Source organism: Brevundimonas sp. M20 (assembly GCF_006547065.1).
Taxonomy (GTDB): Bacteria; Pseudomonadota; Alphaproteobacteria; order Caulobacterales; family Caulobacteraceae; genus Brevundimonas.
In genome coordinates this window covers 77,214-97,189 of the sequence record NZ_CP041243.1, presented here as the reverse complement: position 1 = coordinate 97,189, position 19,976 = coordinate 77,214, and the positions used below count along the sequence as shown (strand labels likewise).

Here is a 19,976-nt window from a genome sequence, read left to right as displayed (position 1 = left end):
TGGCGTCTTCGGAGACCGTCCCCATGCGTGCATTCAAGGTGACCCTGACCCCGGTGGCCGTAGCGGGACTGGCGGTCCTGCTCACGGCCTGCGCCTCAGGCATCGGCGGTCGGGAGACCCCGTTCGCGCCGCAGGGACCGCCCCGGCCGTCATTGTTCATCAGCCCCTTCGGCGAGCCCTTCGTGGCCCCGGCGGATCAGCCCTATCCGTCCGCCGTCTGGTTCGCGGGCGCTGATACGGACAATGACGGCGCGGTGACGCTGGCGGAGTTCACTGCGGACGGCTTGCGCTATTTCGCGCTTCTGGACACCGACCGCGATGGCCGACTGAACCAGACCGAGTTGACGGCCTATGAGCAGGACCTGCGCCGCTTCGGGGGCATGGGGATGGGCCGGCGCGCCGGCGGTGAAGGTCCGGTCGGCTTCCCCACGATCAATGTCCCCGGTCCGGCGGGCGGCGGCGAGGCTATCCCGCTGGCGGACACCTCAACCCTTGGCGTCGCACCGCAACAGGGGCAGCCGGGGAGCCGCCGTTCGCGCGGACGCGGCGGACGTCCGGCCGGCTACGGACCGGTGGCGGATTCCGGCTTCTTCAACCTGCCGCAACCGGTGAAGTCGGCTGACACCAATCTCGATCAGCGCGTGACGTCACAGGAATGGGCCGAGGCGACCCAGCGCTGGTTCTACTCGCTGGATACGGATCGGGACGGAAAGCTGACGCTGGCCACCCTGCCCGTCACGCCGGCGCAAGCGGCGGCCGCGCGCCGTCGCTAGGCTCAGTCGAGGCGGGGCTTGCCCCGCCCGCTCTTGATCGTGGACCGCTTGGACTTGCCCTCCAGCCGCCGCTCCTTCGAGGCGCGGGTGGGTCTGGTCGGCACCCGATGGACCGGTTTGATCGAGGCCTGATCCACCAGTTCCTGAAGACGGCCGACAGCGTCGGCCCGATTACGCTCCTGCGTGCGGAAGCGGACGGCGGTGATCAGGATTTCGCCGTTCAGGGTCGCCCGGCTGCCCGCCAGCTTGAGCAGCCGCTCCCGCACCGGATCGGTCAGGGACGGGGAGTTGCGGGCGTCGAATCGCAGCTGGACGCTGGTCGAGACCTTGTTGACGTTCTGGCCGCCCGGCCCGCCCGCGCGGAAGAAGCGGAACTCCAGCTCGTCCTCGGGGATGACGGTCATGCCAGCGCCCGCTTGGCGACCACCACCGCCTTGTCCAGCGCCTGCAGGAAGGCGGAGCGATCCCTGGGGCCGAAGGGCGGCGGGCCGGAGGTCTGCAAGCCCATCGAGCGCATATGCTCGCCCACCATCCGCCCGGCCAGGGCCGAACCGATGGAGTCCGGGGTGAAGGGCGTGCCGTTCGACTTCAGCGCCTGCGCCCCCGCCTGAAGGCAGCGGTCGGCCAGCGGGATGTCCTGCGTCACCACGATGTCGCCCTTGCCCGCCCTCTCGGCGATCCAGTCGTCGGCGATGTCAGGGCCCGCATCGACCACCACCTGCTCGATCCACGGATCGCGACGGGTGTTGATCCAGCCGTTGGAGACGACGAACACCTTCAGCCCATAGCGCTCGGCCACGCGATAGACCTCGTCCTTCACCGGGCAGGCGTCGGCGTCGATGAAGATCCGGGGGGAGGACATGGAGGGATTAGGGACTAGGGATTAGGGATTGGGCGAAGAGATACCCGCTCATCGCCTGACTGCCTAACGCGCAAACCTAGTCCCTAATCCCTGTTCCCCAATCCCTACCGACCGTAGGCCGGCGGCATCGCGCCTTCGCCGCCGTCGCGGTAGCGGTCGCGCAGCAGGAACTGACGGCTGGTCGGGGCCTGCTCCTGCCCGTTGATCCAGATCTGCTCGGCCAGGCTGAGCGGCTCCAGCGGGTCGCCGGACCAGATGACCACGTCGGCGGCGGCGCCGGGGCGCAGCTCCCCGAACTGGCCGGCCAGACCGAAGATTTTCGCCGGATTGACCGTGATCGCCTCGATCGCCGCCTCATAGGGCAGGCCGTGCGAAACGGCGTTGCCCGCGTTGTAGCGGGTCTCGCGGGCGCGATGGATCGAGCCCTCATTGCCCTTGATGGCGATGACCACGCCCGCCGCATCCAGCGCCGCCGCGTTCTGCATCCGCGCGCCGCGCGTCTCCAGGTTGCCCGGCAGGTTGGAGATCGGGTTCAGCAGGACCGGCACATTGGCCGCGGCGATCTGGTCGGCGACCAGCCAGCCTTCCTCGGCGCCGTCGAGGATGATTTTCACCCCCTCTTCCCTGGCCAGACGCAGAACCTGTTGGATGTCGGCCGCGCGGCGCACGGTGACGATCAGCGGCATGGAGCCGTTGGCCACAGGGATCAGGGCCTCCAGATCGGCGCGCGACAGGCTGAGCTCGCGGATGCCGCCCCGGTCATAGGCGGCCTTGTTGCGGGCGTAGAGGCGAACCTCGTTCAGGGTTTCGCGGAACTGGGTGAATTCGGCACCCCGGGCGCCGCCGGCGACACCGGCGCCGGCTTCGCCGAAGGGCGCGACCTGGGCCACGCGGGCGCGCACCAGAATGTCGTTGCCCGCGCCCAGGTGGATCACCGCCGCCTGACCGGCGAACAGGCTGGGCGACTGGAGCCCGGCATGGCCGACCCCAGCGAAATCGCTGTCGTCCTGGTGGTTGTGACCGCTCGAGCCGCCCGGATGGTTGGGGACCACCACCGCGCGGGTGATGCCGCCCAGACGGGCGACCGGCAGGGTGAAGGACCAGGGATCGAGGCCATAGGAGACGTCGAAGGCGGCGCTGATGGTGTTGGCGCCGTTCGACAGGTCATCCGACCCGCCGACGGAGGAAATCTCCGACCCGCCGAGGCCGGAATCGACCGCGACGAAGCCGGGGGCGACCACCTTGCCGCGCGCGTCGATGACGCGGGCGCCGGACGGAGCTGCGCCGGTTCCGACCGAGACGACGCGACCGTTCTGGATGACCACCGTGCCGTTCTCGATGACGGACGAACCGGTCAGGACGCGGCCGCCGGTGATGGCGGTCAGCTCCTGCGCGGCGGCGGGAGAGGTCAGGGCGACGACGGAGGCCGCCGCGAGGATCAGGCTCTTGAGGCGCATCAGCGGGCTCCCTGCGGGACGTTGGCGGCGCGCAGGCCGTAGCCGGGCTGGCCCAGTTCGAAGTCGGACACCGGCTGGTAGGCCGGGTTGGCGCGGTCAAAGGCCAGACCGCCGTCGATGAAGACCTGATCGGCGCGGGCGTAGATCGAGAAGGGATCGGCGCTCCAGATCACCACGTCGGCGCGCTTGCCGGCTTCCAGCGAGCCGGTCTCGTGGGCGATGCCGAGGGACCGGGCCGGGTTCAGGGTGATCCAGCTGATCGCCCGCTCCTCCGGAATGTTCATGCCGATGCGGCGACCGGCGGCGAGGGCGGCCGCGGCCTCCTGATTGAGGCGCTGGGTCAGTTCAGCGTCGTCCGAGTGGATGACGGCGCAGGAGCCCGGCTGGGCGTCGACGAGGGCGGCGTTGGCCTCGACCGCGTCGAGCGCCTCCATCTTGAAGCCCCACCAGCCGGTCCACATGTCGGCGCAGATGCCTTCACGGGCCAGTTGCGGCGCCAGCTTGTAGGCCTCGATGGCGTGGTGGAAGGCGGTGATGCGGAAACCGAACTCCTTCGACAGGTCGATCATCATCGCCATTTCGTCGGCGCGGTAGCAGTGGTTCTGCACCAGAATCGAGCCGTCCAGCACCCCCGCGAGGGTCTCAAGCTGCAGGTTGCGGGTGGGCGGCGAGCCCTCGCCCGACTGACGCCACTTGTCCCATTTGTCCTTGTAGTCGCGCGCGGCGATGAAGGCTGCGCGATAGCCGGCCATATTGCCCATGCCCGTCGCCGGGCTCTGGTTTCGCCCGCCATAGACCCGCGAGGGGTTCTCGCCGCAGGCCATCTTCAGACCGTAGGGGGCGTCGGGGAATTTCATTCCCTGCATGGTCACCGACGGAATGTTGCGCACGGTCACGCCGCGCCCGCCGAACAGATTGGCCGAGCCGGGCAGGATCTGGAGGGTGGTCACCCCACCGGCGCGGGCGGTGTTGAAGCCCGGGTCCTGCGGCCACAGGCTGTGCTCGGCCCAGACCTGCGCGGTGTTCGGGCTGGTGGCCTCGTTGCCGTCGCTCATCCCCTGCACGCCCGGCGAGGGATAGACGCCCAGGTGCGAGTGGACGTCGATGATGCCCGGGGTCACGAAGCGGCCGTTGGCCTGCACCGTGCGATAGCCGGCCGGAATGGCCGTGGAGGCGTCGCCGACAGCGGCCACGCGCCCGTCAGTGACCACGACCACGCCGTTCTCGAACTTGCGGCCCGCGCCGTCATAGACAGTGCCGCCGACGATGGCGAAATTCTCGCGCGGCAGGCCGCGATAGGTCGAAGGGAAGGGGTCGGGATTGGCGGCGGCGTCCAGACCGGGCGGCAGGGCGGCCCGGGCGCGCGGCGCGGCGGCGGTCTCGGTCTGCGGGCTCGTGTTTCCGTTGGTGGCGCAGGCCCCCAGAGCCAGCACGGCGATAGTGGCGAGGCTGGCGCCCCCCAGGCGTCGAAGTCTCATGAAAAGCTCCCCTGTGCGCCCGCCCGGATAATAGGGGCGCGAACTCGGACCGGATTAAAGGGGGCAGTCGCGCGATCCGTCAAAGGCCGATTTCGTCACGGTGCGGAAAGACGGTCCCGCACCTCGTCCGGCGACAGTCCGTCAATGGCGATCCGCTTCAACCGCGACTGCCCGCCCCGCTCCAACGACACGGCGGACTTCGGGACGCCGAGGGTCTTCGCCAGCAGCTTGAGCAAGGCGGCATTGGCCTCACCCTCGACCGGCCGGGCGCGCACCCGGACCTTGAGGACCGGGCGGCCGTCAGGGTCCACATCCCAGCCGTCGATGCGGTCGGACGCGGCGCCGGGGGTGAGCTTGATGGCGAGTGTGGTCATGGACAGGTGGTCAGACGTTCCGCCGCACGAGTTCTGACCAGAAGTCTATCTCGCGAATGACGGCGGGCCATGGCGTATGGTCCCGGCCGTTCTCTTCCCGATCAACGTAGTCCTGCAGGTCTGCGCCATAGTGGATCACGTCGGACTGATAGACCGAAAAGACCGGGTTTCCGGGCAGGTTCGGGGTCGCAGGCAGATAGCGATGGCCGAAGATCGGGATGAGGCGCGGCGCGCGACCGACAACATCCCGCAAAACCTCGGCGCGCGCCTCGGGCGCGTCGGGACGATTTCCCCATTCGGGCCACCACAGGCTGTTGGCCTCGACATCAAACAGCAGCCCCTCGAACGGCCAGGCCAGCCGTGAGCGCATCTCCGTTTCATCATTCCAGTCGGAGCCGCCGACCGGACGTCGGTCGCGCAACAGGGCGACCAGATCGGACGGGAACGTCAGCCGGAAGCGCTGCTGCGCCCGGTCCAGCTCGTCCGCGGAATAGCCGGTTGTCCAGGCGATGGTCATGCCGCCACCCTACGTCTCCACCGGGCCGAAGCGAACAGCCAAGGCTGTCCTCGGCGCATCCCTGGACCGAGGGGGGCGACCAGAAACTGATGTCACCCGCGCTTCCGGGCCCAAGCTGCTTCGTACTCACTGATACGCTGCTTCTGGGAGGGCGACCGGATTTCGGTGCGTTCCCGAGCGTGGCCTTCAGGCCAGATCAGCTTGGCCTCCACCGCAACGGCTTTCAACTCGTCGAGATTCTCGACGCGTTCATAGGCCCAGAGTCTCCAACGGGTCACGAGAAAGGACCACGTCAGCCAGGACGCCGGCCAACTGATCAGCAGGCTGGCCGCTGCCGTGATCGCGGACCATTCGCCACGCCCCAATAAGGCGACGATCCCCCAGACCAATGCGGGCAGCCCCAGCATGACAAGCATGACGCCACCGTTGACGGTCCAGTGGCCACGACTGACGGCTTTAAGGGGTGTCATCCAAACGCGAGCTCCATAGCCGAAATCTCGGCCGGTCGATCCTGTCTGCCAAGGCCAAGCTTCTCCGACAACGAAAAAGGCGCGGCTCCGTCCGGAACCGCGCCCTCTTCATTCAACCTGCAGCAGCCCTCAGCCGAGGGCCTTCATCAACTCCGGCACGGCGGTCTTGTAGTCGGCGACCAGACCGTAGTCGGCGACCTGGAAGATCGGGGCGTCGGCGTCCTTGTTGATGGCGACGATGACCTTGGAGTCCTTCATGCCGGCCAGGTGCTGGATGGCGCCCGAGATGCCGATGGCGATATAGAGCGCCGGGGCGACGACCTTGCCGGTCTGGCCGACCTGGTAGTCGTTCGGGGCGTAGCCGGCGTCCACGGCCGCGCGCGAGGCGCCGACGGCGGCGCCCAGCTTGTCGGCCAGCGGGTCCATGACGGCGTGGAACTCCTCGGCCGAGCCGAGGGCGCGACCGCCCGAGACGACGATCTTCGCCGCGCCCAGTTCCGGACGGTCCGACTTGACCATCTCTTCGCTGACGAAGGCGGTCTTGCCCTCGCCGGCTCCGGTGGCAGCCTCGACCTTGGCCGAGCCGCCTTCGGCAGCGGGGGCGAAGGCGGTGGCGCGCACGGTGATGACCTTCTTGCCGTCCGAGGACTGCACGGTCTCCAGCGCGTTGCCCGCGTAGATGGGGCGCACGAAGGTGTCGGCGCTGACGACCTCGACGATGTCCGAGATCGGGGCGACGTCCAGACGCGCGGCGATCCGCGGCATGAAATTCTTGCCGTCGGTGGTGGCCGGCGACAGGACGGCGTCATACCCGCCCGCCAGATCGACGATCGTGGCCGCGACGGCCTCGGCCAGCTGATGGCCCAGGGCGGCGTTGTCGGCCAGCAGAACCTTGCGGACGCCCGCGATCTTCGCGGCCGCGTCAGCGGCGGCCTGCGCGCCGGCGCCCACGACCAGCACGTCCACGTCGGACGACAGGGCGAGGGCGGCGGTCACGGTCTTGTGGGTGGTGTCGCGAACGGCCGAGCCGTCGTGGTCGGCGATGACGAGAACGGCCATTACAGAACCCCCGCGGACTTGAGCTTGGAAACCAGTTCGGCGGCGTCAGCCACCTTCACACCCGCCGAACGCTTGGGCGGCTCGGTGACCTTCAGCACCTTCAGGCGCGGCGCGACGTCGACGCCGTAGTCGGCGACCGCCTTGGTGGCGATCTCCTTCTTCTTGGCCTTCATGATGTTCGGCAGGGAGGCGTAGCGCGGCGTGTTCAGGCGCAGGTCCACCGTGACCACGGCGGGCAGGGTCGAGGCGATGGTCTGCAGCCCGCCGTCCACTTCGCGGGTGACGGTCGCCTTGCCGTCGCCGATGACGATCTTCGAGGCGAAGGTCGCCTGCGGCCAGTCCAGCAGGGCGGCCAGCATCTGGCCGACCGCATTGTTGTCGCCGTCGATCGACTGCTTGCCCATCAGGACGAGGTCGGGCTTTTCCTCATCGACCACCGCCTTCAGCAGCTTGGCGACGGCCAGCGGCTCGAGGTCGGCGTCCGACTGGATCAGCAAGCCGCGGTCCGCGCCCATGGCCAGGGCGGTGCGGATGGTTTCCTGGGCCTGGGTCACGCCGATGGAGACGACCACGATCTCGGTCGCCGTGCCGGCGGCATGGTGCTCCTTGCCTTCCTTGAGGCGCACGGCCTCTTCGACGGCGATTTCGTCGAAGGGATTCATGCTCATTTTGACGTTGGCGAGATCGACGCCGCTCTGGTCCGCTTTCACGCGGGCCTTGACGTTGTAGTCGATCACCCGTTTGACGGGGACTAGAACCTTCATTGCGCTATCCACAAAGTCGCCGGAATGTTGGGTCAGGCAATAGGTACGCCTGACCCGGCCTGTCAACGTAACGCGGCGTCAACACGCCGGATCACGGGAAGCTCCAGATGCACCGCCTTTTGACGATGAAACGGCTCAGCGTGCTGTTTCTGTGCACCTTCGCCGTTCTGGTGGGCGCCACCCTGGCCTGGCAGGTGTTGGTGAAAGAACCGGGGGATCGCTGCGTCGCCGACGGCGGCTGGTGGGATCCGGATCAGGAAGTCTGCGCCCGCCCCCTGTCGATCGCCGAGATCGAGGGCATCACCGGACGGAAGCCCGGCGAGACGCGGGCCCAGGCCTCTGACCGCAAGAATCGCGAGCTGATCGAGATCGAAGACCGGCTGCAGGCCGAACAGACCGCCCGCGACGCCGACGCCGAACGTCAGCGAAAGGCGCTGGCTGAAGCGACCCGCTGATCCCTACCGCGTCGCGCCGGGCTTCCATTTGATGTCGCCCGCGCCGTTGGCGTTGGCGCGGCGGGCCGCACAGAACAGATGGTCCGACAGGCGGTTCAGATAACGCACCGCCGCGCCGTTCACCGTCTCTCCGCTCTCGACCAGACGGACCGCATCGCGCTCGGCCCGCCGCGCCACGGTTCGGGCCAGATGCAGATGCGCCGACAACGGCGAGCCGCCGGGCAGGATGAAGCTGTCGAGGGCTTTCAGGCTCTCGTTCATCCAGTCGATTTCCTGCTCCAGTCGTTCGACCTGGCTGTCGAGGATGCGCAGGGCCTCCCATGCGGGCGCGGGCTCCAGCGGGGTCGCCAGATCGGCGCCCAGATCGAACAGCTCGTTCTGGATGCGGCCCAGCATGGCGTCGATGCGGTCGTTCTGACCCGAATGCAGCCGGGCCACGCCGATGACGGCGTTCAGTTCGTCCACCGCGCCCATCGCCTCGACCCGGGGGTCGGTCTTGGACACAGGCGCGCCCGAGGCGAGACGCGTCTGACCGCCGTCGCCGGTCCTGGTATAGATGCGGTTCAGGACCACCACCGGGCTCAGGCCCCGTGCGTGGACTTCCACCACAGGCCCGTGACCAGCAGAATCACCGCCAGCGCCTGCAGTGCGACGCGAAGCCGCATCAGCTTGTTCGAGCGCGACCGGGCCTCGGGTCCGTCCTTGTAAAGTTGGCGCAGGCCGAGGGCCAGGGTCACCGCCACGGCCAGCACGGACGCGAAAACGAGGATGTCGAAGAGTTCCATGAACGCGTTCTAGGCCCCTGTCTGCTCGTGCGCCAGAGCGGCGGATCGCCCCCCGCGACACCTGCGGTCAAAGCGCACACCCGGTTGCGGCGTAGCTGTGAACGATATTGAGAAGCGCTCGCATTGTTCGGGGGCGTCATGATCATTACTCGCAAACAGACCATCCGCGCGCTGGTTTCGGCCACGGCGCTCATGGCGGCCGCAGGGCCCGCGCTGGCGCAGCAACAGGATCAGCCGACCCAGCTGGACGAGGTGGTCGTCACCGCCGCCGGCTTCGAGCAGAAGATCACCGACGCCCCGGCCAGCATCAGCGTCATCACCGTCGAGGAGCTGCAGACCCGGCCCTACATGACCCTGCTGGACGCGGTGCGCGATCTGGAAGGCGTCGACATCGGCGAGACCCGCGACAAGACCGGTCAGGGCTCCATCTCCATGCGCGGCATGGGATCGGACTACACCCTGATCCTGATCAACGGCCGTCGCCAGAACAACCACGGCGACATCTATCCGAACAGCTTCGGCGGCAACCAGTTCAACCACATCCCGCCGCTGGACTCGATCGAGCGTATCGAGGTCATACGCGGTCCTGCCTCGACCCTGTACGGCGCCGACGCCATGGGCGGCGTCATCAACATCATCACCAAGCGCAATCTGGATCGCTGGGCTGGCTCGCTGACCACCGCCCGGACCTTCGAGACCAATGACGAGTACGGCGACGACACCACTGTCGACTTCTACGCCAGCGGACCGCTGATGCCCGGCGTGCTGAACCTCAGCGCGCGCGGCAGCTGGTATCAGCGCAACGCCTCCAACCCGGTCTATGACACGGTCACCGACCCGTCCGGGTTCGAGCATGTCCGCTCGCTGGGCTTCGGCGGCGGCGGCAAGACCGTGGACAACGAAAACCTCGCCGGCGGCCTGACCCTGACCTGGACGCCCACGGCCAACCAGACCGTGACCGTCGACTACGACACCTCGCGGCAGGAGTATGACAACGCCATCCAGACCAATGACGCGGGCGGGCTGGAGTATCCGGTCGGCACGGTCGACAACATCGACAGCATCTGGAGCGCGGGGAATTTCTGCCTGAACGGGACGGGCTCCAGCGCCGCGACCTGCACCACCTCGGGCGGGACCTGGACGCGTCGGGCCAATCCGCGCGTCGGCTACGCCCCGGCCCAGGAATTCACCCGCGACTTCTGGTCGGTGAGCCATCAGGGCGAATGGGGCTTCGGAAAAAGCCAGGTGACCCTGTCGCACGTGGCGACCAACAACGACGGCCGCACCCTGCCCTTCACGGTCGCCGAGCGTGAGCTGCTGCTGACCATGATCGACGGCACGGGCGCCTATGCCGGGATGAGCCTGACGGACCGCCGCGCGGCGGCCGAGGCGACCTTCCTGCCGCGTCCGAAGCGGACCCTCGAAAGCGCCCAGTACACCCTGGACGCGCAGCTGACCGTACCTTTCCACGCGGCGGGCGACCACACCGTCGTCACCGGCCTGCAGGTCATTCGCGGCGAATTGACGGACGGCGTCTTCGGGCTGGAAAGCGGCACGCCGGGGCTGAAGCAGGAGCACAATATGTGGTCCCTGTTCGCCGAGGACACCTGGCGGATCGTCGAGCCCTTCGCCCTGACCTTCGGCGTCCGCTACGACGACCACGAGGTGTTCGGCGACCACCTCAGCCCGCGCCTGTACGGGGTGTTCAGCCTGAACGACCGGTGGACCATCAAGGGCGGGGTCTCGACCGGCTTCAAGACGCCCAAGACGACCCAGCTGTACGACGGCATCACCGGCTTCGGCGGTCAGGGCACCTCCCCCATGTTCGGCAATCCGGACCTGAAGCCCGAAACCAGCGTCAGCACCGAAATCGCCGTCTACTGGGAATCCCCGGCGGGCCACAACTTCAACATCACGGCCTTCAACAACACCTTCGAGGACAAGATCGCCAACCAGCCCTGCGGGCCGGGCCTGACACTGGCCTGCGCCAGCAGTGGCGAGTACGCGGACCTCGGCTACGGCTCGAGCAGCCGCGCCACCAACATCGACGAGGTCGAGATCCAGGGCATCGAGGTCGCCGGTCGCTGGCGCATCCTGAGCGGGCTGAGCCTGCGCGGGAACTACACCTGGACCGACAGTGAACAGAAGAGCGGCGCCGAGATCGGCCGTCCGCTCGGCAACAGCGCCCGGCACATGGCCAACGCTTCGCTGGACTGGCGGGTCACCGACCGGTTCAACCTTCTGCTGACCGGCGAGACACGCTCGGACCGCTATCGCGGCCTCCACACGATCACCGGCGAGGAGCTGTTCTACAAGAGCTATGCGGTTCTGAACCTGGGCGGCTCATACGAGCTGACCTCGTGGCTGACGCTGAACGGTCGGGTGAACAACCTGCTCGACGAGGATTTCACCACCTACGACACCGAGTTCCGCGACCTGAACTCGGACGGCGACTATCAGGACACAAACGAGGCCCTGTTCTTCGATCACTACAACAACAAGGACAAGGGGCGCAGCGTCTGGCTCAGCCTCAACGCCCGGTTCTGATCCGGAGCTGACGACAGGGCGGTCCAGCCCTTGGCGGGGCGGCCCGTTCGCGTTGAGACGGACCGGCCCGGTAATCGGTTACAGGCTAAGCCGTTGGTCATCTTTGCGTGTCAGGGTTTCCCCTTACCCAAGGGGATTCATGACCGACCGCGCGATCCGAAATCTGGCACACCTGCGCCGCTCGGCCTCGACCGCGCGGGTGCTGAATCTGCTGAAGGTCACTCATGAGCATGGTCATGAGGCGGACTGGCGCGCGAACCCCGTGTTCCGGACCCCGGCGCTGAACAGCGCCCTGATCATCAAACACCGCCTCCGCCGCGACGAACTGGACGCCTTCCACCTGCGCCGTCAGGTGGCGACCAAGGTAGTGATCCCGATCGACTCTGACGACCTGAAGACCGGCGGTCGCTTCGTCTTCGTGGATCAGCGCGGCTTCGAGCGGATGATGCAGGAGACCTTCGGGCTGGAACCCGACCATCCCGATCTGGCCACCCTGCGCCTGATGGACGCCCTGCCCTCGCTGGACCCCTTCCTGCTGCGCGAACAGTTGAAGCGGGCCGGGATCGAGCCGGCGGCCTGCTATTTCTCGATCAGCGACGGCGACCTGATGCGGATGGTGCAGTTCGTGGAGGCGGAAATCCGCCCGCTGGTGACCCTGAGCCTCGGCGCCGGGATCGAGGCGGTCGGCTCGACCCGTCGTCTGGCCGGCAAGATCCTGTCCAATGATCCGGGCGACCGGATGGAGGCCCTGCGCCAGACCCTGCACCTGAAGCCCGAGGAATATCAGGAGGGCATCTTCTGCTGGAAGGGCTTCCTCTATTACAAATGGGTGCTGACCAGCCTCATGAGCGACGTGGCCGGAGTGGCCGACGCCGTCTCGACGGTGAAGCCGCTGGGCAAGGTCGACCGCAACGCCCGCGAATATCTGGACCGGGGCCGTCAGGTCCTGCGCGACCGGATCATCGCCGTCTGCGACGACGCGTCGAGAACCCTGCTGATCTACGAGAACGCCTACAAGGCCCTGACCGAGCAAGCCCGTCCCGGCGCCTTCCGGGACTTCCTGCTGCAGGCCCCGCGCCTGTTCACCCGGCTGGGTGAACAGCTGGGCGCGATACAGCATGTGGTCAGCTTCTGGCGCTTCCGCTTCTCCCCCGGCGCCGCCCCGGTGGGGGTGGACGAGCTGATCGACGTCTTCATGGACTTCGAGACGGGTCTGGCCGACCGCGATCAGGAACTGGGCCAGCGCTTCCTCGCCGCCTGACAACGAAAAGGCCAGAAGCATGACGCTCCCGGCCCCCTCTCTGATCTTCCACTTCAGCCCGGAAGCCTCGCGCTCAGGCAGCGAGGCTCCGCGAGCCGAGCGATAGCGCCTCAAGGGCGCAAGGCGCCCTCAATACCGGTAGTGATCCGGCTTGAACGGGCCTTCGGTCGGGACCGAGATGTAGTCGGCCTGTTCCTTCGACAGGGTGGTCAGCTTCGCGCCCAGCTTGGCCAGGTGCAGGAAGGCGACCTTCTCGTCGAGGTGCTTGGGCAGGGTGTAGACCGAGTTCTCGTACTTGTCGGCGTTGGTCCACAGTTCGATCTGGGCCAGCGTCTGGTTGGTGAACGAGGCCGACATCACGAACGAGGGGTGGCCCGTGGCGTTGCCCAGGTTCACCAGACGGCCTTCCGACAGCAGGATGATCTTCTTGCCGTCCGGGAATTCCACGTGGTGGACCTGCGGCTTGATCTCGTCCCACTTGAAGTTCTTCAGGCCCGCGACCTGAATTTCGCTGTCGAAGTGGCCGATGTTGCAGACGATGGCGTTGTTCTTCATCGCCCGCATGTTTTCAACGGTGATGACGTCCTTGTTGCCCGTGGCGGTGACGAAGATGTCCGCGTCGGCGGCGGCGTCTTCCAGGGTCACGACCTCATAGCCTTCCATCGCCGCCTGCAGGGCGCAGATCGGATCGACTTCGGTGACCTTCACGCGGGCGCCGCCCTGACGCAGCGAGGCGGCCGAACCCTTGCCCACGTCGCCATAGCCGCAAACCACCGCGACCTTGCCCGACAGCATGACGTCGGTGCCGCGACGGATAGCGTCGACCAGCGATTCCCGGCAGCCGTACAGGTTGTCGAACTTCGACTTGGTGACGCTGTCGTTGACGTTGATCGCCGGGAACGGCAGCTCGCCGCGTTCGGCCATCTGGTACAGACGATGGACGCCCGTGGTGGTCTCCTCCGACACCCCGCCGATGGCGTCACGGATGGCCGAGTAGAAGCCGGGCTTCTCCTTCAGGTACCGCTTCATGACGGCGTAGAGGGCCTCTTCTTCCTCATTCTGCGGATTGTCGAGGACCGAGGCGTCCTGTTCGGCCTTCGGCCCCAGCACGCACAGGAGGGTGGCGTCGCCGCCGTCGTCGAGGATCAGGTTCGGATAGCCGCCGTCGGCCCATTCGAAGATCTTGTGGGCGTAGTCCCAGTACTCCAGCAGGGTTTCGCCCTTGGTGGCGAAGACCGGGGTGCCGTTGGCGGCGATGGCGGCGGCGGCGTGGTCTTGGGTCGAGAAGATGTTGCACGACGCCCAGCGGACCTCCGCGCCCAGCGCTTCCAGCGTCTGGATCAGCACGGCGGTCTGGATGGTCATGTGCAGGCTGCCCGCGATCCGGGCGCCCTTCAGCGGCTGCGAGGCGCCGTACTCGGCGCGCAGGGCCATCAGACCGGGCATTTCGGTCTCTGCGATGGCGATTTCCTTGTTGCCGAAGTCGGCGAGCGAGATGTCGCGGACGATATAGTCGGTCATGGGTCGGTCCTGATCGAAGGTTTGCGGGGCCTATAGACCGCCGCGCCCCATCGGGCAAGAAACATATAAGGATATCCTTATATCCACACCAGAACTAAGGGAAATCCCGTGGATGGCCGTTAACGCTGACGGAACGCCGGATTGTTAGCAAACTAACCTTCCTCTGCGAGACCCGACATGTCCAACGATCCCCTGCGCAGGCGCCTCGCCTTCATGAACCTCGGGACGCCTTCGGACGCCTACCGGTCCATCGGCCCGATCTTGCGCGACGCCGTGCCGGGGGCGCTGGGCGCCTTCTACGAACAGGTTCGCGCGACCCCGGAGATGCGACGCTTCTTCCGGGACGAAGGCCACATCTCGGCGGCCAGCGCGGCGCAGCAGAAGCATTGGTCAGCGATCATCGACGGCCGGATCGACGCCGACTACGGCCAGTCCGTGCGAACCATCGGGCAGGTCCACGCCCGGATCGGTCTGGAGCCGAGCTGGTACATCGGCGGCTACAGCGTGCTGCTGGCCCATCTGATCGACCGGGTCACCCGGCGTCCCCGCAAATGGAGCGAAAAGGCCGCCGACCACGATCGGGTGACCTCGGAAGCGGTGGCCGAACTGACCCAGCGGGTCATGCTGGACATGGATCTGGCCATCTCCACCTATCTGGACGTGCTGGCCGAGGAACGGGATCGGGCCGAAACCGCGCGCGCCGAGGCTGAAGCCGTCCAGGCCCATGCGGTCGCCGTGGTCGGGCATGCCCTGACCGGCCTGTCGCAGGGCGACCTGGCGACGACGGTCGATGAGGAGTTCACCGAGGCCTATCGCCCCCTGAAGGACGATTTCAACGCCGCAGTAAGCCAGCTGAACCGCGCCATGGTCGCCGTGGCCCGCAACGCCGGATCGATCCGCACCGGCTCCAGCGAAATCAGTCAGGCGGCCGATGACCTGTCGCGCCGCACCGAGCAACAGGCCGCCTCGCTGGAGGAAACCGCCGCCGCCCTGGACCAGATCACCGCCACGGTGAACAAGACCGCCTCGGGCGCCCGTCAGGCCTCGGACGTGGTTCTGGGCGCCCGCGGCGACGCGGAGACCTCCGGGCAGGTCGTGCGGAAGGCCGTCGACGCCATGGACGCCATCGAAAAGTCCTCGCAGGAAATCGGCCAGATCATCGGGGTGATCGACGAGATCGCCTTCCAGACCAATCTGCTGGCCCTCAACGCCGGGGTCGAGGCCGCCCGCGCGGGCGAGGCCGGACGCGGCTTCGCCGTCGTGGCGTCGGAGGTGCGGGCCCTGGCCCAGCGGTCCGCCGACGCCGCCAGGGAGATCAAGACCCTGATCTCGGCCTCCAGCGTTCAGGTGGCCTCGGGCGTCGATCTGGTGGGCCAGACCGGTCAGGCGCTGCAGCGGATCGTCAGCCGCGTCGCGGAGATCGACACCCTCGTTTCCGAGATCGCCGCCTCGGCGCAGGAACAGGCCCTCGGTCTGCGCGAGGTGAACACCGCGATCAACCAGATGGATCAGGTCACGCAGCAAAATGCTGCGATGGTCGAACAGACCACGGCCGCCAGCCACTCCCTGCTCCAGCAGGCCGAAAGCCTGTCCGGATCGGTTGACCGCTTCCGCCTCGCGACCGCGCCGGAACAGACCTTCGCCCGCCGCGCCGCCTGAACCGCGGACCGCCTCCCCGCAAGAACGGCGAGGCGGCAGGGCGTCTGATCCGAAAAAATCAGCGCGTGTAATAATAGTCCGCGATCTGGCAGACGTTGATGCGCATCCGCGTCAACTCCTGACCGTTGGTGAAGCGGGCCTTGAAGTCGTAGAGGCAGCCGCCGTTGCCGTCGTCGATGTTCATCATGACGCTGGCGCCGTTGGCCAGCACGCCCGAGCCCAGCATGTCTTCCTCCCAGTCGTCGACGCGCGAGTCCGAGGCGTAGAAATGCGTCATCGTCCAGCCGGTCTGGTTGTGGATGCGGACGCGGCGATTCTGACCGTCGCGCGACTGGACCACAATGGTGGTCACCGGCTGTGCGGCGATACGCGGCTCGGCGGCGGCGGTCGCCGGGGCGGTTCCAAAGGCGGCCGCCAGGAGGGCGGCGCCGGCGATGATGGTGAGGGTCTTTTTCATCTCATGTCTCCCCGAGCCGTCCCCCGGCTCCGAATAACAGTGTGATGTGCTCTCTTTTCGCGGTCGTCTCCTGACGGAGCCTGACGACTGAATCGCCCAAAGCCCTTGCAGGCAGGGGGGTGTTTCCCATATCGGCGTCAATCCCCGGAAAACCCCGCAAGACGTGGGGCTTTCCAAAAATCCCGCAGACCCTGAAATCGGGGGCGGTCACGCGCGGCGCTTCGCTTTAAAAGGCCGCCGCACCGCCCGCTGATATGGAGTGAGAGACTAAAAATATGGCCAAGATTATCGGCATCGACCTGGGCACCACGAACTCGTGCGTCGCCGTCATGGACGGCAAGAACCCCAAGGTCATCGAGAACGCGGAAGGCAACCGCACGACCCCGTCGGTCGTCGCCATCCAGGACAGTGGCGAAGTGCTGGTGGGCCAGCCCGCCAAGCGTCAGGCCGTGACCAACCCGACCAACACCTTCTTCGCCATCAAGCGCCTGATCGGCCGCTCGTTCTCGGACCCGGTGGTGGCCAAGGACAAGGACATGGTCCCCTATGAGATCGCCAAGGGTCCGACCGGCGACGCCTGGGTGAAGGCCCACGGCAAGGACTATTCGCCCCAGCAGGTCTCGGCCTACACCCTGGGCAAGATGAAGGAGGCCGCCGAGGCCTATCTGGGCGAGACCGTCACCCAGGCCGTCATCACCGTTCCCGCCTACTTCAACGACGCCCAGCGTCAGGCGACCAAGGACGCCGGCAAGATCGCCGGTCTGGAAGTCCTGCGCATCATCAACGAGCCGACTGCGGCCGCGCTTGCCTACGGTCTGGACAAGGCCGACGGCCAGAAGATCGCTGTCTATGACCTCGGCGGCGGCACCTTCGACGTCTCGATCCTGGAGATCGGCGACGGCGTGTTCGAGGTGAAGTCGACCAACGGCGACACCTTCCTCGGTGGTGAAGACTTCGACCTGCGTCTGGTCGACTACCTGGCCGACGAGTTCAAGAAGGAGCAGGGCGTCGATCTGCGGACCGACAAGCTGGCCCTGCAGCGCCTGAAGGAAGAGGCTGAAAAGGCCAAGAAGGAGCTGTCCTCGACCACGTCTTACGAGGTCAACCTGCCGTTCATCACGATGAACGCCTCGGGCCCGCTGCACCTGAACATCAAGCTGTCGCGCGCCAAGCTGGAAGCGCTCGTCGAGGATCTGGTCCAACGCACCATCGAGCCCTGCCAGAAGGCTCTGAAGGACGCCGGTCTGAAGGCTTCGGACATCGACGAAGTCGTCCTGGTCGGCGGCATGACCCGCATGCCCAAGGTGCAGGAGGCCGTGAAGGCCTTCTTCGGCAAGGAGCCGCACAAGGGTGTGAACCCCGATGAAGTCGTGGCGCTGGGCGCCGCCGTTCAGGCGGGCGTGCTGCAGGGCGACGTCAAGGACGTGCTGCTGCTGGACGTGACCCCGCTGACCCTCGGCATCGAGACCCTGAACGGCGTCTTCACCCCGCTGATCGAACGCAACACGACGATCCCGACCAAGAAGTCGCAGGTCTTCTCGACCGCCGACGACAACCAGTCGGCCGTGACGATCCGCGTCTTCCAGGGCGAGCGTCCGATGGCGCAGGATAACAAGCTGTTGGGTCAGTTCGATCTGGCCGGCATTCCGCCGGCGCCGCGTGGCATGCCGCAGATCGAGGTCGCCTTTGACATCGACGCCAACGGCATCGTGCACGTGACCGCCAAGGACAAGGCGACCAACAAGGAGCAGTCGATCCGCATCCAGGCGAACGGCGGCCTTTCGGACGCCGACATCGAAAAGATGGTCAAGGATGCCGAAGCCAACGCCGTGGCCGACAAGGCCCGCAAGGAACTGGTCGAGGCCCAGAACGGCGCCGACAGCCTGATCCACTCGACCGAGAAGGCCATGTCCGAGCACGGCGACAAGATCGGCGGCGACGACAAAACCGCCATCGAAGCCGCTCTGGCGGACCTGAAGTCGGCCAAGGAAGGCTCCGATCCGGAGGTCATCCGCGAGAAGACCAACACCCTGGCCCAGGCCTCGATGAAGCTGGGTGAGGCGATGTATGCCGCCCAGAACAACGCCGACGCCTCGGCTGAAAAGCCGGCCGACGACGGCGTGGTCGACGCCGAGTTCGAGGAAGTCTCGGACGCCGACGACAAGAAGAGCGCGTAAGCCACGGCTTTCGTGTGAGCTGAACCAGACCCCGCTTGTCCTGCGACGGGCGGGGTCTTTTCATGAAACTTGCATCACAGGATCGGGCGCCCATGTCAGCCCGGTCAGCCCTTTGACGCAAACGCCGGGAACAGGCGTGCGGACGGGGCCAGAGTAAGAGGACGATCGCCGGATGGCGCGGGACTATTACGAGATTCTGGGGGTCGAGCGGACCATCGACGCGGCGGGGCTGAAGTCGGCTTATCGCAAGCTGGCCATGCAGCATCACCCGGACCGCAACGGCGGCTCGGAAGAGTCCATGGCGATCTTCAAGGAGATCTCCGAGGCCTACAGCGTCCTCAGCGACGATCAGAAGCGCGCCCACTATGACCGCTTTGGCCACGCGGGCGGAGGCGCGGGCGGCAATCCCTTCGGCGCCGGCGGCGGCCAGGGCTTCCACGACCTCAACGACATCTTCTCCCAGGTCTTCGGCGACGCGTTCGGAGACGCCTTCGGCGGCCGTCAGGGCGGCGGACGACAGGGCGGGCCGCGTCGCGGCTCGGACCTGCGCTACGATCTCGAGATCACGCTGGAGCAGGCCTACAAGGGCGCCGACGTGGAGATTTCGGTCCCCACCACCGCGACCTGCGACACCTGCGAGGGCTCGGGCGCCAAGCCGGGCACCCAGCCGACCACCTGCACCACCTGTCAGGGCGCCGGGCGCGTCCGCTCCGCCAACGGCTTTTTCCAGGTCGAGCGCACCTGCCCCCGCTGCGGCGGCAACGGCAAAATGATCGCCGAGCCCTGCGGGACGTGCCACGGCCACGGTCAGGTCCGCAAAAACCGCAAGCTCCAGCTGAAGGTCCCCGCGGGCGTGGACGACGGCTCGCGCATCCGTCTGTCGGGCGAGGGCGACGCCGGTCAGCGCGGCGGGCCGCGCGGCGACCTTTATGTCTTCCTGTCAGTGACCCCTCACGAGTTGTTCGAACGGGACAATCTGGACCTTCTGGTCACTGTGCCGGTTCCCATGACCGTCGCGGCCCTGGGCGGCGAGATCGACGCCCCCTGTCTGGTGTCCGAAGCGTGTGACGGGCGCTGCCGCGCGGCGGTGGACGTTCCGGCGGGCTCGCAAACCGGCAAGACCGTCCGCATCAAGGGCAAGGGCATGCCCCACCTGAACGGCCGCCAGCGCGGCGATCTGGTGGTCGAGCTGTTCGTCGAGACCCCGACCGATCTGACCGCGCGCCAGAAGGAACTGCTGGAGGAGCTCGCCGCCTCACTGGGCGAGACCCAGACGCCGCGGAACTCCTCCTTCGCGGGCAAGGCCAAGCGGTTCTGGGCCGACATCCTTGGCGACAGCAAGGAAACGGCCCAATAGGGT

20 protein-coding genes are annotated in these 19,976 nt (G+C 67.0%); 7 read left to right on the top strand and 13 right to left on the bottom strand.

Annotated features, from left to right (window positions below; genetic code table 11):
* Nucleotides 1-23: 23 nt before the first annotated feature.
* Nucleotides 24-773, top strand: a complete 750-nt coding sequence (locus FKQ52_RS00480) for a hypothetical protein (RefSeq protein WP_141625354.1) — start codon at nt 24-26, stop codon at nt 771-773.
* Nucleotides 774-775: 2 nt separating this feature from the next.
* Here FKQ52_RS00480 and arfB read toward each other — a convergent pair whose 3' ends face one another.
* The 9 genes from arfB to FKQ52_RS00435 form a co-directional block, all read right to left on the bottom strand.
* Nucleotides 776-1,177 (bottom strand): alternative ribosome rescue aminoacyl-tRNA hydrolase ArfB, encoded by a 402-nt coding sequence (gene arfB, locus FKQ52_RS00475; protein ID WP_141625353.1) that lies wholly within the window; start codon nt 1,175-1,177, stop codon nt 776-778.
* Nucleotides 1,174-1,635 carry a YaiI/YqxD family protein gene (locus tag FKQ52_RS00470; RefSeq protein ID WP_141625352.1) on the bottom strand — a complete coding sequence of 154 codons (462 nt, stop codon included), beginning with the start codon at nt 1,633-1,635 and terminating at the stop codon, nt 1,174-1,176. The genes arfB and FKQ52_RS00470 overlap by 4 nt, the downstream gene beginning before the upstream one ends.
* Nucleotides 1,636-1,739: 104 nt before the next feature.
* On the bottom strand, nt 1,740-3,092 hold the full coding sequence (locus FKQ52_RS00465; RefSeq protein WP_141625351.1) for an amidohydrolase family protein: 1,353 nt from the start codon (nt 3,090-3,092) through the stop codon (nt 1,740-1,742).
* Nucleotides 3,092-4,570 carry an amidohydrolase gene (locus FKQ52_RS00460; protein ID WP_141625350.1) on the bottom strand — a complete coding sequence of 493 codons (1,479 nt, stop codon included), beginning with the start codon at nt 4,568-4,570 and terminating at the stop codon, nt 3,092-3,094. The genes FKQ52_RS00465 and FKQ52_RS00460 overlap by 1 nt, the downstream gene beginning before the upstream one ends.
* A gap of 95 nt (nt 4,571-4,665) precedes the next feature.
* On the bottom strand, nt 4,666-4,944 hold the full coding sequence (locus FKQ52_RS00455; RefSeq protein ID WP_141625349.1) for a DUF167 family protein: 279 nt from the start codon (nt 4,942-4,944) through the stop codon (nt 4,666-4,668).
* A gap of 10 nt (nt 4,945-4,954) precedes the next feature.
* The gene (locus FKQ52_RS00450) at nt 4,955-5,461 is read right to left on the bottom strand and encodes a hypothetical protein (protein WP_141625348.1); all 507 of its coding nucleotides are present in this window, start codon (nt 5,459-5,461) and stop codon (nt 4,955-4,957) included.
* 92 nt (nt 5,462-5,553) lie between these two features.
* Nucleotides 5,554-5,877, bottom strand: coding sequence for a hypothetical protein (locus tag FKQ52_RS00445; protein ID WP_141625347.1), 324 nt, complete (start codon nt 5,875-5,877; stop codon nt 5,554-5,556).
* Nucleotides 5,878-6,060: 183 nt separating this feature from the next.
* The gene (locus FKQ52_RS00440) at nt 6,061-6,990 is read right to left on the bottom strand and encodes an electron transfer flavoprotein subunit alpha/FixB family protein (protein WP_141625346.1); all 930 of its coding nucleotides are present in this window, start codon (nt 6,988-6,990) and stop codon (nt 6,061-6,063) included.
* Nucleotides 6,990-7,754 carry an electron transfer flavoprotein subunit beta/FixA family protein gene (locus tag FKQ52_RS00435; protein ID WP_141625345.1) on the bottom strand — a complete coding sequence of 255 codons (765 nt, stop codon included), beginning with the start codon at nt 7,752-7,754 and terminating at the stop codon, nt 6,990-6,992. The genes FKQ52_RS00440 and FKQ52_RS00435 overlap by 1 nt, the downstream gene beginning before the upstream one ends.
* A 107-nt stretch (nt 7,755-7,861) precedes the next feature.
* Here FKQ52_RS00435 and FKQ52_RS00430 point away from each other — a divergent pair, with 107 nt between their 5' ends.
* Nucleotides 7,862-8,209 carry a hypothetical protein gene (locus FKQ52_RS00430; RefSeq protein ID WP_141625344.1) on the top strand — a complete coding sequence of 116 codons (348 nt, stop codon included), beginning with the start codon at nt 7,862-7,864 and terminating at the stop codon, nt 8,207-8,209.
* A 3-nt stretch (nt 8,210-8,212) separates the two neighbouring features.
* Here the strand turns inward: FKQ52_RS00430 and FKQ52_RS00425 are convergent, their stop codons facing one another.
* Together FKQ52_RS00425 and FKQ52_RS00420 are read right to left on the bottom strand one after the other, a co-directional pair.
* Nucleotides 8,213-8,785, bottom strand: coding sequence for a cob(I)yrinic acid a,c-diamide adenosyltransferase (locus FKQ52_RS00425; protein ID WP_141628168.1), 573 nt, complete (start codon nt 8,783-8,785; stop codon nt 8,213-8,215).
* A 5-nt stretch (nt 8,786-8,790) separates the two neighbouring features.
* Complete coding sequence (locus tag FKQ52_RS00420) at nt 8,791-8,994, bottom strand: twin transmembrane helix small protein (RefSeq protein WP_141625343.1); 204 nt, start codon at nt 8,992-8,994, stop codon at nt 8,791-8,793.
* A gap of 138 nt (nt 8,995-9,132) precedes the next feature.
* Between FKQ52_RS00420 and FKQ52_RS00415 the strand changes: the two genes are divergently transcribed.
* A complete protein-coding gene (locus tag FKQ52_RS00415; protein WP_141625342.1) occupies nt 9,133-11,541 on the top strand; it encodes a TonB-dependent receptor domain-containing protein in 2,409 nt (802 codons plus the stop codon).
* A 139-nt stretch (nt 11,542-11,680) separates the two neighbouring features.
* Nucleotides 11,681-12,802 carry a hypothetical protein gene (locus FKQ52_RS00410; protein WP_141625341.1) on the top strand — a complete coding sequence of 374 codons (1,122 nt, stop codon included), beginning with the start codon at nt 11,681-11,683 and terminating at the stop codon, nt 12,800-12,802.
* A 129-nt stretch (nt 12,803-12,931) separates the two neighbouring features.
* Here the strand turns inward: FKQ52_RS00410 and ahcY are convergent, their stop codons facing one another.
* Complete coding sequence (gene ahcY / locus FKQ52_RS00405; RefSeq protein WP_141625340.1) at nt 12,932-14,323, bottom strand: adenosylhomocysteinase; 1,392 nt, start codon at nt 14,321-14,323, stop codon at nt 12,932-12,934.
* 177 nt (nt 14,324-14,500) lie between these two features.
* On the opposite strand from ahcY, the gene FKQ52_RS16810 reads away from it, so the two are divergent.
* On the top strand, nt 14,501-15,982 hold the full coding sequence (locus FKQ52_RS16810) for a globin-coupled sensor protein (RefSeq protein WP_141625339.1): 1,482 nt from the start codon (nt 14,501-14,503) through the stop codon (nt 15,980-15,982).
* Nucleotides 15,983-16,040: 58 nt separating this feature from the next.
* On the opposite strand, the gene FKQ52_RS00395 is transcribed toward FKQ52_RS16810, so the two are convergent.
* The gene (locus FKQ52_RS00395) at nt 16,041-16,439 is read right to left on the bottom strand and encodes a hypothetical protein (protein WP_141625338.1); all 399 of its coding nucleotides are present in this window, start codon (nt 16,437-16,439) and stop codon (nt 16,041-16,043) included.
* Nucleotides 16,440-16,714: 275 nt separating this feature from the next.
* On the opposite strand from FKQ52_RS00395, the gene dnaK reads away from it, so the two are divergent.
* Entirely contained in the window at nt 16,715-18,616 is a 1,902-nt protein-coding gene (gene dnaK, locus FKQ52_RS00390; RefSeq protein WP_141625337.1) for a molecular chaperone DnaK, read from the top strand.
* 172 nt (nt 18,617-18,788) lie between these two features.
* Nucleotides 18,789-19,973, top strand: coding sequence for a molecular chaperone DnaJ (gene dnaJ / locus FKQ52_RS00385; protein ID WP_141625336.1), 1,185 nt, complete (start codon nt 18,789-18,791; stop codon nt 19,971-19,973).
* The last annotated feature ends 3 nt before the right edge of the window (nt 19,974-19,976 follow it).

Excerpts from the sequence above, each read along its gene's own strand:
- FKQ52_RS00455 (WP_141625349.1), bottom strand. The coding sequence starts at position 4,944 with ATGACCACACTCGCCATCAAGCTCACCCCCGGCGCCGCGTCCGACCGC.
- FKQ52_RS00460 (WP_141625350.1), bottom strand. The coding sequence starts at position 4,570 with ATGAGACTTCGACGCCTGGGGGGCGCCAGCCTCGCCACTATCGCCGTG.
- ahcY (WP_141625340.1), bottom strand. The coding sequence starts at position 14,323 with ATGACCGACTATATCGTCCGCGACATCTCGCTCGCCGACTTCGGCAAC.
- FKQ52_RS00480 (WP_141625354.1), top strand. The coding sequence starts at position 24 with ATGCGTGCATTCAAGGTGACCCTGACCCCGGTGGCCGTAGCGGGACTG.
- FKQ52_RS00435 (WP_141625345.1), bottom strand. The coding sequence starts at position 7,754 with ATGAAGGTTCTAGTCCCCGTCAAACGGGTGATCGACTACAACGTCAAG.
- FKQ52_RS00465 (WP_141625351.1), bottom strand. The coding sequence starts at position 3,092 with ATGCGCCTCAAGAGCCTGATCCTCGCGGCGGCCTCCGTCGTCGCCCTG.
- FKQ52_RS00440 (WP_141625346.1), bottom strand. The coding sequence starts at position 6,990 with ATGGCCGTTCTCGTCATCGCCGACCACGACGGCTCGGCCGTTCGCGAC.
- FKQ52_RS00395 (WP_141625338.1), bottom strand. The coding sequence starts at position 16,439 with ATGAAAAAGACCCTCACCATCATCGCCGGCGCCGCCCTCCTGGCGGCC.
- FKQ52_RS00450 (WP_141625348.1), bottom strand. The coding sequence starts at position 5,461 with ATGACCATCGCCTGGACAACCGGCTATTCCGCGGACGAGCTGGACCGG.
- FKQ52_RS00445 (WP_141625347.1), bottom strand. The coding sequence starts at position 5,877 with ATGCTTGTCATGCTGGGGCTGCCCGCATTGGTCTGGGGGATCGTCGCC.
- FKQ52_RS16810 (WP_141625339.1), top strand. The coding sequence starts at position 14,501 with ATGTCCAACGATCCCCTGCGCAGGCGCCTCGCCTTCATGAACCTCGGG.
- dnaJ (WP_141625336.1), top strand. The coding sequence starts at position 18,789 with ATGGCGCGGGACTATTACGAGATTCTGGGGGTCGAGCGGACCATCGAC.
- arfB (WP_141625353.1), bottom strand. The coding sequence starts at position 1,177 with ATGACCGTCATCCCCGAGGACGAGCTGGAGTTCCGCTTCTTCCGCGCG.
- FKQ52_RS00415 (WP_141625342.1), top strand. The coding sequence starts at position 9,133 with ATGATCATTACTCGCAAACAGACCATCCGCGCGCTGGTTTCGGCCACG.
- FKQ52_RS00410 (WP_141625341.1), top strand. The coding sequence starts at position 11,681 with ATGACCGACCGCGCGATCCGAAATCTGGCACACCTGCGCCGCTCGGCC.
- FKQ52_RS00470 (WP_141625352.1), bottom strand. The coding sequence starts at position 1,635 with ATGTCCTCCCCCCGGATCTTCATCGACGCCGACGCCTGCCCGGTGAAG.
- dnaK (WP_141625337.1), top strand. The coding sequence starts at position 16,715 with ATGGCCAAGATTATCGGCATCGACCTGGGCACCACGAACTCGTGCGTC.
- FKQ52_RS00420 (WP_141625343.1), bottom strand. The coding sequence starts at position 8,994 with ATGGAACTCTTCGACATCCTCGTTTTCGCGTCCGTGCTGGCCGTGGCG.
- FKQ52_RS00430 (WP_141625344.1), top strand. The coding sequence starts at position 7,862 with ATGCACCGCCTTTTGACGATGAAACGGCTCAGCGTGCTGTTTCTGTGC.